The sequence below is a fragment of the Algoriphagus sp. SE2 genome, from assembly GCF_039563885.1.
Taxonomy (GTDB): domain Bacteria; phylum Bacteroidota; class Bacteroidia; order Cytophagales; family Cyclobacteriaceae; genus Algoriphagus.
The window spans coordinates 41,308-55,092 of the sequence record NZ_JBCLWJ010000007.1 but is presented as its reverse complement, the minus strand read 5'-3'; the positions used below and the strand labels follow the sequence as shown (position 1 = coordinate 55,092).

Below are 13,785 nucleotides of genomic sequence, written 5' to 3'. Positions count from 1 at the left end.
TAAATAATGGAAAGGCCTATTGGAAAGTTAGTTTACTTTTAGCCATATTATGAATCATTTAATAACTTTAATGAAATGACTTTAGAATAACTAAAGTGATTAAGGTATGACAATGTTCCAACAATTTGATATTTCGGATTTTTTCGACCAAATGAGCGAACCGCTATTTATGATCGATTCTGAAGAAATAATTTTTTTCAATGCTTATTTTAAATCAAACTTTAATTTTCTTGAAGAAGACTGGAGGAAATTCATTCAATATCCTGATGTAATTAAAGAGATAGCGCAATATTTTCAGGGTAAAGAATTAGAGCCTTTTACATTTTTTAAATCGCTGCAATCGAAGTCATCCGAATATGTTTTGTTTGAGTGGAGCTTTGTTCCGCTACCTTCAAGCTATCAGGATCGATTTTTAATTTTAAAAGGGGTTCGAACAAAGTTCTATACTGAATCTATGCTTCGTAATCCTAAAGCTGAAGCTTTGGAAAGTGAATCTTTTAATCTTCGATATTTAGAAAGTATCCTGAATAACACCCATGATTTGATTTCAATTTTGGATGTTGAAGGGAATTATAAATTTATTGGCCCAAACGTAGGTAATAAATTAGGATTTAAGGTTGAAGACATAATCGGTAAAAATTTTAAACAGTTTATTGACGCTGGAATAATAGAATTAGTCAAAGGTAGCTTTGAAAGTGTATTCGAATCGGAGGATGAGGTAAATATTGATTTCTGGGTTCATAGAGAGGGTGGTAAGAAAATATACATTGAAAGCTATGCTAAAAATCTACGAAATCATCCCTATATCAAAGGAATTCTATTTAGCGCAAGAGATATAACAGAATATATCCAATCGGATTTTTCTCTTCAAAAACGATTAGAATTTGAAAATATAATTAATAAAATTTCTCACCATCTTATTAATGAGAATTTAAAAGATTTAAATAAGAATTTTACAGATGTCCTTACTATTCTAAGTACTTCACTAAATGCAAATTGCTCTAAGGTTATACTTCGAAATCTGGAAAATAAGAAGTTTGAGATTTTAACGGAATGGCAAAACCCAAAGGGAGAGAATACTCAAACTCTTGATCTTACCGATTTGGATGGTATTATCGAAAAAATACCTAGTTCCCCAAATTTCGGAAAAGTTAAATTGATTAAATCATCCAAAGAAAAATCAATTATACTGATCCCAATGATTTCTTCTCTTCGATTGAAAGGTGTTTTGTTGGTTGAGCTCGAGGATGAAGATATAATTTCTGATGAAAGTGAACTTCAAATTTTAAGGCAACTGGGGGATATTTTGTTTGCTGCATATCAGGGCGGTCAAATGCTTCAAAGAATCGAGAGAAATGAGAATTTACTTGCAACCACCGAATTATTAGCAAGGTCAGGATCTTGGAGATATAGCCCAACTAGGAATAGTTTTCATTTTTCAGGAGGGTTGGCACGAATGTTCGGTTTAGGGGATAAACCAACTTATGCGAGGTTTTCAACATTAATTTATAACATCCAGAAGGCATATCGAAAAAGCTTTATTAAAAACTTACGAGAGACTATTGAGTTACGAAGTCCTACATCGGGAGAATTTAGAATGCTTTCACCAGAAAAAAGTGATGTAATTGTAAGTTATGAAATTGATGCTAGACATCATTTCTTTAATCAAAGTGTAGAAGTTTTCGGGTTTTGTACTGACATCACAGAAAAAAGAGCATCCGAAGAGTACCTGTTATTACAATCTCAAATTTTGACGCAGGTTAACGATCCTATTGTAGTTACTGGACTTGATTTAAATCTCATTTATGTCAACGAGGCTGCGAAAAAGCTATGTGGAGCCCGAGAAAATGAACCATTAATCGGGAGCTTATACAACTATTTTGAATTTTATGACTCTGATAGAAGTCTTGAAAATTTTATTTCTATCCAAGGTGATTCATCAGTTTGGAAAAAGGAGATTTACATTAAAATTGGCGATAAAGAAAAAGAACCTTTTGAGTTATCTGTTCAAACAATTCTTTCTGAAAAAAATGAAAAAATCGGTTTTTCCTTCGTGCTAAGAAATCTTTCCGAAAAGTACGAAACCGAGAAACTGGCAAATAGGGCTAAAATAATTGTAGAAAATAGTCCCACAATTTTATTTCGGGTAGATCCGAATAATGATTTTCGAATAGTATACATCTCAGAAAATATTAATCGATTCGGATATAATTCAAAAGAGTTAATTGATTCAAAGAAATCAATTCTAGATTTATTATATCCTGAAGATGCCAGGAGAATAAGAGAAAAAGCTTATACCACAAAAACAAGTAAAGGCATAAAGTCATTTTCTGGATCTTATAGATTGCAGAAATCAGATGGCCAATACATTTGGGTAGAAGATCAAACCCGAGAAGTGTTAGATGAAACTGGTAAGATTTATCTTCATGAAGGAATTCTCCAAGATATTAACGACAGGAAGAACCTTGAGAGGATTAGTGAAGAAAGGGATAGACAGTATAGACTCTTAGCTTCAAATATTCCTGGTACCAATATTTTTCTTTTGGATAAAGAGCGTAAATATATCGTTGCTGAAGGGACTAATTTTGACCATTGGGGTATCACGCGTGAAGATTTTGAGGGAAAGTTTTTATGGGAAATTCACCTGACACCCTATGAAGAAGTAAGTGCTCTACTAGATCGAGTTTATTATGATAGGGAAATTATTGAATCAGAGTTTCCGATAAAGGGAAGATATTATTCAAGAACATTTAGACCGATCATAATAAAAGGTCAGGTTGAGTTTGTACTTAGTATCATTAGGGATATTACTGATGAACACCAAGCAAAAATCGATCTTATTCAATCTGAAGAAAAATACAGGACTTTAGTGGAAGAGTCTACCGAAATTATTTTTTCATTGACTGAGACGTTTGTACTGAGGTATGTCTCTCCAAACGTTTATCAGTACCTTGGTTATAAAACAGAGGATGTAATAGGAAGGAGTATTTTTGACTTTTTAAATCCAGATGATATGGGTGAATTTCAAAAAATGTTGGATTCTACAGATAATTTCCTTGCTCAAAATCAGTTTTTGGAATTTAGATTACTTCATAAAAATGGAGAGTATAAAGTTTTTAATTCCAATGGAAAATTGATTCAGGATAAAAACAGTGAGTCAAAATATTATACTGGAATCGCTCGTGATATTTCAAGATTAAAAGAGGCTCAAAGGGAATTGCTTAAAGCAAAAGAAAATGCGGAACAAGCATCTTTGATCAAGTCCCAATTCCTTTCAATTATGAGTCACGAAATCAGGACTCCTATGAATGCAGTTATTGGGCTTTCCCATTTGCTTGTCGAAGGTAACCCAAGACCTGATCAATTAGAAAATTTAAAAACCCTTCAGTTTTCAGCAGAGAATTTAATGGCTCTGATCAATGATATTTTGGATTTCAGCAAAATAGACTCTGGAAAGGTTGAGCTGGAATTGGTTCCTTTTGATTTGCAAAATGTGATCTCAAGAATTGTTCACTCTCACAGTTTTCATGCGAATGAAAAGCTGATTAAAATAAAGTTCAGCATAGACCCGAAGATACCAAGTCAAGTTATTGGAGACCCTGTTAGACTTGGTCAAATAATTAATAATCTAATATCTAATGCTATCAAATTCACTGAAAATGGATATGTAAAAATTGATTTGAAAGAGCTAGTTCGAGAATCAGATAGTACTCTAATAGAGTTTGCTGTGGAGGATACTGGGATCGGGATTCCGGCTGACAAAATTGAGACTATTTTTGAAGCGTTTACCCAGGCATCAACTTCTACCACAAGAAAGTATGGAGGTACGGGATTGGGATTAGCGATTGTAAAAAGGCTTGTTGCCCTTTTTGGTGGTGAAATTTCCGTAAGTTCAGAGGAGGGTAAAGGCAGTATTTTTAAATTTTCAGCGAGATTTAAAATTGATGAGTTCTCTAAAACCAAGTCGAAAGATGTTTCAATCAGTACTGTTAAATCCTTGACCAATGCTTCAATATTAGTTGCAGAAGATAATTATGTCAACCAGATTCTTATTCAAAAATTCCTTAATAAATGGAATGTTGGGAATTTGGTTATTGCCTCGGATGGGAAACAGGCTTTAAAGGAATTTGATAAAGGAGATTTTAATTTGGTTTTATTAGACCTTCAAATGCCAGTTTTGGATGGTTTTTCTACTGCAAAGGCTATTCGTTGTCATTCGAATAAAGAAAAAAGAAACGTCCCAATATTAGCTTTAACTGCTACCTCTTTAAATGAAGTGAAAAATGAGATGACCGACATCGGGTTTAATGATTTCATCCCAAAACCCTTTAATCCTGATGTGCTCTACGGAAAATTAATTCAGCAACTAAATAGAAAAGATAATCCAGAAAATTCTATTTAGCATTAATTTTGCCTATAAAAGAACAAGACCAGAGTGTCGACTTCAAACAGAGTAACTTCATGCCCCTTTTTTCGCGTCTTTTTCTCTTTATTCTGATTACAGGTCTTTCCTGTAAGGTTTCTGCTCAGAGTATTGTTACCAAACGATCTTCTTTTTATGTAATGGCAGGAACTTCAGGAGCAAAACTAAGACAGTTTGATCAATTGTTGGAGGATAGAGGATTGACAGGCCTCAGAAATAAATATCATACGGTAGGTTTAGGCTATCAAGCTAGATACAATGACTTTGTCATTGGTATGGAGCTTTATCATAACCGGGGTATGAAAAGTGAATTTGATGACTTTAAGATCAATTATAGAACCTCGAGGGCTCTATTAAATATTGGGTATGCTTTTATTGAGGAGTCAAAGTTTCAATTAATTCATTATATGTCTATTGGGGCAGGTTTTTTGAATTTTCAAATGTTACCTCAAAACTCAAGTCAAAACTTAGAGGAGTTTTTATCTAATCCTTCACAGGGATTCATTTTGAGGAAGCAAGATATTCAAAAAGGGAGCCAGTACTACGGTAATTTTTTAACAGAAACGGGCTTCCAATTAAGTTATGATTTTGACTTACCGGGAAGGGAAGAAGCACTTGAAGTATTATTGAAGTTGGGATACGCTTTTAGTCCGTTTGAAGGGAAATGGAACTTGAATGAGCTTTCTTTTGAAAATGCCCAAAGCGGAGCATTTATCAGGGTTGGGGCAGGTTTGACTTTACCGGATAGAAATTTCTTTTATAAAGATGCGAGTATAGGTTTTTACTTGTTGAATGGAATACATTTTACCAGTCCGAATGGTTTTAATGAAAAGTTAGAGAGTGCAGGCCTAAATCCTTTTGATGGTTCTCCTTCAAATTTGGGATTAAGAATTCTTGGAGAAAGTGGAGATCTACTTTATGGTGCTGATGTTTTTAATCTAGCTATGAGCGGAGAGGCAAATAACCTTCGAAATCATTCATTAAATAGTTTAAGGGTTTATGGAAACCTAGGGATGAAAATCATTCAATTTAAAAATATTGCCATCGGTGGATTGGCTGGTTTAGGATATGGAAATATACGGTATACACTCACTCAAAAAGGAAAGCCTAATTTCCCAGAATTATTTGAGCAAAGAGCTTTTGATGGTTATTTAAAAAATAGTGGGCTAATGGCTAAACCTGAGATTTTTGTAGAGTATGGAATTCCCATCGGGCAAAGGAATCTTTTTGATCTTGTATTAAATACTTCTTTTGGATATGAATTACCTCTAGCCAATTATAAACTTGGAGATTATAGTATGTCTTCATACATGTCAGCACCGTATTTGAGTTTTGGAGTTGGGGTAAGACCTTAATATTTTGTAATAATATTGGGAAACTGGTCATCAAAATTGATCAAGTAGCCTGTTTTATTAGCAAAATGATATTACCTTTGGTCAGCTTATCGAGAAAGACTGAGGGAAGGGCCCTACGACGTCTTAGCAACCTGTCATCAAGGTGCTAATTCCCATTCCGAAATTGCGGAAATAGATGAGCGGAAGAGTCCTGGTACTTTTTTCCGTGTTTTGCTCGATTAGCTTTTTGAAGAATAAACTAAAATGCAAAACAGAACCGAACTATTACTTCAGCAAATTTCTAAAAGGATTTTAATTTTGGATGGTGCCATGGGTACAATGATCCAACGTTATTCTCTTGTAGAAGAAGATTTTAGAACTCCTGAATTAAAGAACCATCCTAAATCGCTAAAGGGTAATAATGATTTATTATCTCTTAGCCGTCCAGATGTCATTAAAGCAATACATGCTGATTATATGACGGCTGGAGCCGATATTATTGAAACCAATACGTTTTCAGGAACTTCAATTGCGCAGGAAGATTACGGGTTGGCCCATTTGGCTTATTCAATCAATTTCCAGTCAGCAAAAATAGCCCGTGAAATTGCAGATGAATTTTCTGTCAAAAATCCTGATAAACCAAGATTTGTGGCTGGCGCAATAGGTCCAACTAACAGAACAGCATCACTTTCTCCTGATGTCAATGACCCTGGTTATAGAGCAATTACTTTTGATCAATTGGCCACGGCCTATGCTGAGCAAGTGAGAGGATTGCTGGATGGAGGCTCTGATATTTTATTGGTAGAAACTATCTTTGATACACTGAATGCGAAAGCCGCCCTTTATGCTATTCAGGATGTTTTTGAGGAGCGTGGACTTCCTTTGGATCCAAGAGAAGGGGGAATTCCAATCATGGTTTCGGGAACGATTACGGATGCCTCGGGAAGAACACTTTCTGGTCAAACGACCGAGGCATTTCTAATTTCTATTTCTCATGTCCCGCTTCTTTCGGTAGGTTTAAATTGTGCTTTAGGAGCTAAGGAATTAAGACCATATTTAAAAGTTTTAGCTAAAAAATCTCCTTTTTATGTAAGTGCATACCCGAACGCCGGACTTCCCAACGAGTTTGGTACTTATGATCAGGGAGCTGATGAAATGGCAAATCAGATAAAAGACTTTTTAAAAGAAGGATTGCTAAATATTCTTGGAGGATGCTGTGGGACGACACCAGAACATATTGCTGCTTTGGCGCAATTATCTGATGGCTACAAGCCAAGAAAAATAGAAGAAGAAATAGAAGAAACATTAGACTGAGGTGAAGGGTACTAAACAATACATGAAATTATCTGGACTAGAACCTTTGGTTTTAACTCCGGAAATCAATTTTGTAAACATCGGAGAGAGAACCAATGTAACCGGCTCAAAGAGATTTGCAAGATTAATACTTAATGGGCAATACGACGAGGCCCTTGAAGTTGCTCTTGATCAAGTAAGAGGAGGAGCACAAATTTTGGATGTCTGTATGGATGAAGGCATGCTTGATGGGGAGTTTGCTATGGTTAAATTTTTAAACTTAATAGCTTCTGAACCTGAAATAAGCAGAATCCCCATCATGATTGACAGCTCAAAATGGTCAATTATTTTGGCGGGTTTGAAATGTATCCAAGGTAAAGGAATTGTAAATTCTATTTCCTTGAAAAATGGAGAAGAGGAATTCATTGCTCAGGCAAAAACGATCAAAAAGTTTGGCGCAGCGGTTGTTGTAATGGCTTTTGATGAAAATGGTCAGGCAGATACTTACGAGAGGAGAATTGAAATTTGTGAAAGAAGCTATAGGATATTGGTTGACAGGGTTAAATTCAATCCTCAGGATATAATTTTTGATCCCAATATTTTCCCTGTTGCTACTGGAATGGATGAGCATAAGAAAAATGCTTTGGATTTCTTTTTAGCTACTAAATGGATCAAAGAAAATCTTCCAGGAGCGAAAGTGAGTGGTGGAGTGAGTAATGTGAGTTTCTCTTTTCGAGGGAATAATCCCGTTAGAGAAGCTATGCATGCAGCTTTTTTATATCATGCAATTCATCATGGAATGGATATGGGGATAGTTAACCCTACTATGTTGGAAGTTTATGATGATATCCCAAAAGACCTACTTGAAAAGGTAGAAGATGTCCTCTTTGATAGAAAAGAGGATGCTACCGAGCAACTTTTGGACTTTGCTGAAACAGTTAAGTCTTCTGGTAAAAAAGAAATAGTTAATGAAGCATGGAGATCAGACCCTGTTTCAAAAAGGATAGAGCATGCTTTGATTAAAGGTATTTTAGATTTCATAATCGAAGATACGGAAGCTGCTAGACAAGAACTTCAAAATCCTTTGAAGGTAATAGAAGGGCCTTTGATGGATGGGATGAATGTGGTAGGCGATCTATTCGGAGAAGGTAAGATGTTCCTTCCTCAGGTTGTAAAATCGGCTAGGGTAATGAAAAAGGCCGTAGCCTATCTAGAACCATTTATGCCTTTACCTGAGAAAGGCCAAGAGGAAAGTTCCCTTAAAAAAATCCTTATGGCAACAGTCAAGGGAGACGTTCATGATATTGGAAAAAATATCGTTGGGGTTGTTTTGGCCTGTAATAGCTATCAGATTATTGATTTGGGTGTGATGGTAGATGCACAAAAAATTATTGATGAAGCCATTAAAAACAAAGTAGACATCATTGGTTTAAGTGGATTAATTACCCCTTCCCTAGATGAGATGGTCAACGTTGCATCAGAAATGGAAAGACAAGGTTTGAAAATTCCTCTTTTAATTGGCGGAGCAACTACTTCTAGAATTCATACTGCTGTTAAAATTGATCCAGTTTACAGCGGTACGGTTGTTCACGTCACTGATGCGAGTAAGTCTGTCCCTATTGCAGGAGAAGCAATTTCAGAGGAAACGAAAGAGTCATATAGATTAAAGATAAAAGAAACTTATGCTCAATTGAGAGTGGAACATGAATCAAAGCAATCTTTGAAGCAGCTGGTTTCCTATGAAGAGGCAAAGGCTAACCCTGTAGTTATTGATTGGGAAAATTTCAATCCAAATAAACCAAAGAAATTAGGAAATACCGTTTTAGAAAACCTTGATTTAAGTGTTTTAAGAAAATATATTGACTGGACTCCATTTTTTAGCACCTGGATGCTGAGTGGTAGGTATCCAAAGATTTTGGAAGACCCAATTGTTGGGTTGGAAGCTAAAAAGTTATTTGACGATGCAAATCAGATGTTAGACAGCTTAATTAAAGAGAAATGGCTTTCTGCAAATGCAGTTTTTGGGATTTATCCTGTAATGAGAGTGGAAGATGATGCAAAAGTTTTAGATCAATCCGGAGCACAAATAGGGGAGTTTCATTTCCTTCGACAGCAAGGTAAAAAGGGGAAGGGAGTACCAAATCGCTCTTTAGCAGATTATATTCATCCTGATCAAATCGATTATTTGGGATGTTTTGCGGTAACTGCAGGTACAGGTATGGAAACTAAACTTGCCGAATTTCAAAATGCGGGAGATGATTACAATGATATTCTTTTTAAAGCCCTCGCAGATAGATTGGCCGAGGCGGCGGCTGAGTATGTACATGAATTGGTCAGAAAAGAATATTGGGGTTATTCCAATCAGGAAGCATTGTCAAATGATGCATTAATCCGTGAGGAATATTTGGGGATCAGACCTGCCCCAGGTTACCCTGCATGTCCAGAGCATTCCGAAAAGGTTGAAATTTCAAGATTGCTAGACATGGAAAAAAATATTGGAATTGAGCTCACCTCAAGTTTTGCGATGTACCCGACATCATCTGTTTCTGGATTTTATTTTGCTAATCCAAATAGCAAGTATTTTGGATTGGGCAAAATTGGTGAAGACCAAGTTGCAAATTATGCTGAGAGAAAAGGGATTTCTCTCAAAGAAGCAGAGAAATTGCTTTCTCCTAATTTAGCTTATCAGCCCAAACTTAATCTTGCTTCTCAACCTATATGAAAATAACTGAACACTTGAAAAACGCGAATGAAACGCTTTTTTCATATGAAATTTTACCTCCTTTAAAAGGTCAAAGTTTAAAGCAACTTTTAGAAGGTATTGAGCCATTAATGGAGTTTAAGCCGCCTTTTGTAGATGTGACCTACCATAGAGAGGAATATATTTATAAGAAACATCCAAATGGATTACTTGAAAGAATCAGCACCAAAAAACGTCCGGGAACAGTTGGGATTTGTGCTGCTATAATGAATAGATTCCATATCGATGCAGTTCCACATTTACTTTGTGGGGGATTTACTCAGGAAGAAACAGAAAATGCACTGATAGATTTGAATTTTATTGGGGTTGAAAATGTGCTGGCACTGCGCGGGGATGCTCCAAAAACCGAAGGTAAGTTCATTCCTGAGCCAAATGGACATAACTATGCGAGTGAGTTGGTTGAGCAGATTGTTCGGATGAATAACGGGAAATACCTACATGAGGAAACAGAAGCCAGCTTTCATACAGATTTTTGTATTGGAGTAGCGGGCTATCCAGAGAAACATTTTGAAGCTCCTTCCATGAAATTTGATTTAAAACGTTTGAAAGAAAAAGTTGAAAAAGGAGCTGAATATATTGTCACACAAATGTTTTTTGATAATCAAAAATATTTTGATTTTGTAGAACAGGTTCGAAAAACTGGTATTACGGTACCTATAATTCCTGGGATAAAACCCATAACTACTATTGGTCAAATTACAATGTTGCCAAGAACATTCTTTTTGGATTTACCAGACGCTTTGATGGATGAATTAGAAAAATGTAAGACGAATTCTGAAGTTAGAGAGGTAGGAATTGAATGGTCTATTAATCAATGTAGAGAATTGATTAAGGCGAATGTTCCCTCTCTTCATTTCTATACAATGAGCAAGGCCAGCACAACTTATGCTATCGCAAAAGAAGTATTCTAAAAATCTTTGACGCTATAAAATGAAGAAACCCTCCTGTTCAAGGTGGGTTTTTTTGTGAGGTAACTTAAATATATAAACCACACATTTAAATAATTTTCAATGTCTGCCTAACTTATCTTTAGTAAATTTGACCATGATTAAATTGATTGAATGTCCTAGAGATGCAATGCAGGGTATTCCCCATTTTATTGATACTGCTATTAAGGCTGCTTATATCAATCAATTGTTGGAAGTCGGTTTTGATACAATCGATTTTGGGAGTTTTGTAAGTCCAAAAGCAATCCCTCAAATGAAAGATACCGAAGAGGTTTTGAGTTTGTTAGACCTTCATCACTCCAAGTCAAAACTTCTTGCTATCGTTGCAAATCTAAGAGGAGCTGAGGATGCCTGCAATTTTCCGGAAATTGATTACTTGGGATTCCCGCTTTCTGTTTCAGAAACTTTCCAAAAAAGAAATACAAATAAAACCATCTCAGAAGCACTAGTTGAGTTGGAGGAAATCCAAATCCTTTGTGAGGTAAAAGGTAAATCCTTGGTAACCTATTTAAGCATGGGATTTGGTAATCCTTACGGAGAAGAATATTCTCCTGAGATAATTGCGAACTTTGTTGAAAAATTGGATGAATTAGGAGTTAAAATCATTTCTCTTTCTGATACAATTGGTGTGTCAAGCCCTGAATTGATTACTAAATTATTTCAAGTTCAAATTCAGGCTTTTCCTCACATTGAGTTTGGAGCTCATCTACATAGCACAAAGGAAACAATAGAAGAAAAGGTACTTGCAGGATTAAAAGGGGGATGTACTAGATTTGATGGAGCTTTGAGTGGTTTTGGAGGTTGCCCTATGGCAAAAAACGAACTTGTAGGAAACATGGCTACAGAAGTAATAATACAGACGCTAGAATCTGCTGGTCATGATTTAGACATAAATAAACAAGAGCTAAAAGAAGCCATGAAATTAACGCAATACGTTTTTTCAGAGATTTAAATGTCAAAACAAATAAAATCAAAAGTAAAAGCACTACGGCTTTATCGTGTTTTTCACCGATGGCTCGGCATCCCTTTGATTATTTTCTTTTTCATAATTGGGATAACTTCTATTCTTTTAGCCTGGAAAAAGAAAGTAGAGCTTTTACCTCCAACTATTAAATCACAATCTGAAATCAAAAAAGACTGGATTTCACCGGCAGAGATGATATCCGTGGCCCAATCTGTGATGGATAGTTTAGGAGAATCAACAGAGGTAGATCGAATTGACATTAGACCGGATAAGGGAATTGCAAAAGTTACTTTCAAAACTCATTTTTCAGAAGTTCAGGTAGATGGATTTTCAGGAGCCCTGCTATCTGTGGACACTCGACATTCGGACTGGATTGAAAAAGTCCATGATGGTAGTATTGTCGATTATTATTGGACAGGAGGCGAGGGAGTAAAACTTACTTATTCAACCTTGACATCTTTGGGGTTGATTTTAATGAGTATCAGTGGATTTTACTTATGGTATTTTCCAAAGAGGATTCGAAAATTAAAGCAACCTTAATTTAATAGTCTATATTTTTTCCCTGGAAGAGATTTGATAATTCCTTCGAACTCTAATGAAAGCAGTTTTGAGGAGAGAATTCCAAGTGGAATTTCAGTTAGAATGCTAATTTGGTCGATTTCTGCTTCTCCTTTTTCCAATAACAAGGTTAAAATGGATTTATCCTCTTGGTCTCTAATTTCTAAATTGATTATTGGCTTTTTGATTTTAACTTCTCCGGGTTTACTCCAGAATAAAGCTTCCGCAATATCGTTTGGGCCAGTATAAATATTCGCCTTCATGCTTCTAATTAACTTATTACATCCTTCACTATAAGGTGACTGCAGGTTTCCAGGTACAGCAAAAACTTCTTTATCATAGGAAAAGGCTATTTCAGCAGTAATTAAAGCACCCCCTTTTTCTGCAGCTTCCACTACGATTAAAGCGTCAGATAGTGCTGCAATAATTCGATTTCTTGCTGGAAAATTGCCAGGATTCATACTGCTTCCCGGTGGGTATTCACTTAATAGTGCTCCATTTCCTTTTATGGATTCGGCAGTGTTTCTATGAATTGAAGGATAAATTTGACCAATAGGCGAACCCATAATTGCTAAAGTTGGTAAGTCCATCTGAAGAGCTGCTCGATGTGCCTCTATGTCAATTCCGTATGCCAATCCTGAAATTATGGTAGGTTGATAGATTGCTAAATCTTCCACAATTTTTCTGGTAGTGGATTTCCCATAAGTTGTGGCGCTTCTTGTTCCAACTATTCCCACAGACCTTTCCATATTAAAATCCGCATTTCCTTGGGTGAAAAGTAAAGCGGGACTATCTTCTTGGAATTTAAATCTTTTTGGGAAGGCGGGATGGATTGAAGTAAGAATAGTATAACCTTTGATTTCGCATAGATTAATTAATTCATCAGCTTTTTTGAGCAAATTTATTTCTTGGTTTCTGATCTCCAGAAGTTTTGCACCCACTCTTGGAGTTTTCGCGGCTTTCCCCTTCGTGAGTTCAAAAAAACGCTTGGGAGAGCCTGAATAAGCAATAATTGCTTTAATTATTCCTGGTCCAATTTTAGGAGCCAACCAGAGGGCTATAAAATAACGAAGCTCATCATGAGTTGGATTTTGCATTGAATTCGTCCCTGATATTTATTAAAAAATCTTTGATTTCCTGAAGCTTTTGAATGGCTGCTACTTTGTCAAAACCTTGCTCTTTGCCAGATTTCAGAACTTCCTGAGCACCTTGAAGTGTGTATCCTTTTTCTTTTACTAAATGATAGATGTACTTGATTTTTTGAATATCATCTTTAACGTAGCGACGATTTCCTTTTTTATCCTTTTTCGGATTGATGATTTCAAATTCACCTTCCCAATAGCGTATCAGTGAAGGGGCAACCTTGAACATTTGGGCAACTTCACCAATAGAATAATATTTCTTCTCTATTTCTCGCTCCTTGTATGGCACAGTAAAAATTTGTTTGACACTAAATTAATCAAATTGATCAATAATGTTCTAGGATCAATTTAAGGTTTGAAAAA

Annotated in this window: 9 protein-coding genes and 1 riboswitch; of the genes, 7 read left to right on the top strand and 2 right to left on the bottom strand. The window is 35.8% G+C overall.

The window, feature by feature from the left end:
• The first annotated feature begins 106 nt into the window (after positions 1–106).
• The 7 genes from AAGF08_RS10285 (at position 107) to AAGF08_RS10255 (ending at position 12,262) form a co-directional block, all read left to right on the top strand.
• Positions 107–4,402, top strand: a complete 4,296-nt coding sequence (locus AAGF08_RS10285; protein ID WP_343511073.1) for a PAS domain S-box protein — start codon at positions 107–109, stop codon at positions 4,400–4,402.
• 59 nt (positions 4,403–4,461) lie between these two features.
• Complete coding sequence (locus AAGF08_RS10280) at positions 4,462–5,778, top strand: hypothetical protein (protein WP_343511072.1); 1,317 nt, start codon at positions 4,462–4,464, stop codon at positions 5,776–5,778.
• 83 nt (positions 5,779–5,861) lie between these two features.
• Positions 5,862–5,960, top strand: a riboswitch (SAM riboswitch).
• 61 nt (positions 5,961–6,021) lie between these two features.
• Positions 6,022–7,071: a homocysteine S-methyltransferase family protein gene (locus AAGF08_RS10275; RefSeq protein WP_343511071.1), complete on the top strand. Its 1,050-nt coding sequence runs from the start codon at positions 6,022–6,024 to the stop codon at positions 7,069–7,071.
• Positions 7,072–7,093: 22 nt separating this feature from the next.
• On the top strand, positions 7,094–9,772 hold the full coding sequence (gene metH / locus AAGF08_RS10270; protein WP_343511070.1) for a methionine synthase: 2,679 nt from the start codon (positions 7,094–7,096) through the stop codon (positions 9,770–9,772).
• On the top strand, positions 9,769–10,722 hold the full coding sequence (gene metF, locus AAGF08_RS10265; RefSeq protein ID WP_343511069.1) for a methylenetetrahydrofolate reductase [NAD(P)H]: 954 nt from the start codon (positions 9,769–9,771) through the stop codon (positions 10,720–10,722). Before metH ends, metF begins: the two co-directional genes overlap by 4 nt.
• A gap of 133 nt (positions 10,723–10,855) precedes the next feature.
• Positions 10,856–11,710, top strand: coding sequence for a hydroxymethylglutaryl-CoA lyase (locus AAGF08_RS10260; RefSeq protein ID WP_343511068.1), 855 nt, complete (start codon positions 10,856–10,858; stop codon positions 11,708–11,710).
• Positions 11,711–12,262 (top strand): PepSY domain-containing protein, encoded by a 552-nt coding sequence (locus AAGF08_RS10255; RefSeq protein ID WP_343511067.1) that lies wholly within the window; start codon positions 11,711–11,713, stop codon positions 12,260–12,262.
• Here AAGF08_RS10255 and dprA read toward each other — a convergent pair.
• Positions 12,259–13,377: a DNA-processing protein DprA gene (gene dprA / locus AAGF08_RS10250; protein WP_343511066.1), complete on the bottom strand. Its 1,119-nt coding sequence runs from the start codon at positions 13,375–13,377 to the stop codon at positions 12,259–12,261. The genes AAGF08_RS10255 and dprA overlap by 4 nt on opposite strands.
• A complete protein-coding gene (locus AAGF08_RS10245) occupies positions 13,358–13,711 on the bottom strand; it encodes a MerR family transcriptional regulator (protein ID WP_343511065.1) in 354 nt (117 codons plus the stop codon). The genes dprA and AAGF08_RS10245 overlap by 20 nt, the downstream gene beginning before the upstream one ends.
• Between the last annotated feature and the right edge of the window lie 74 nt (positions 13,712–13,785).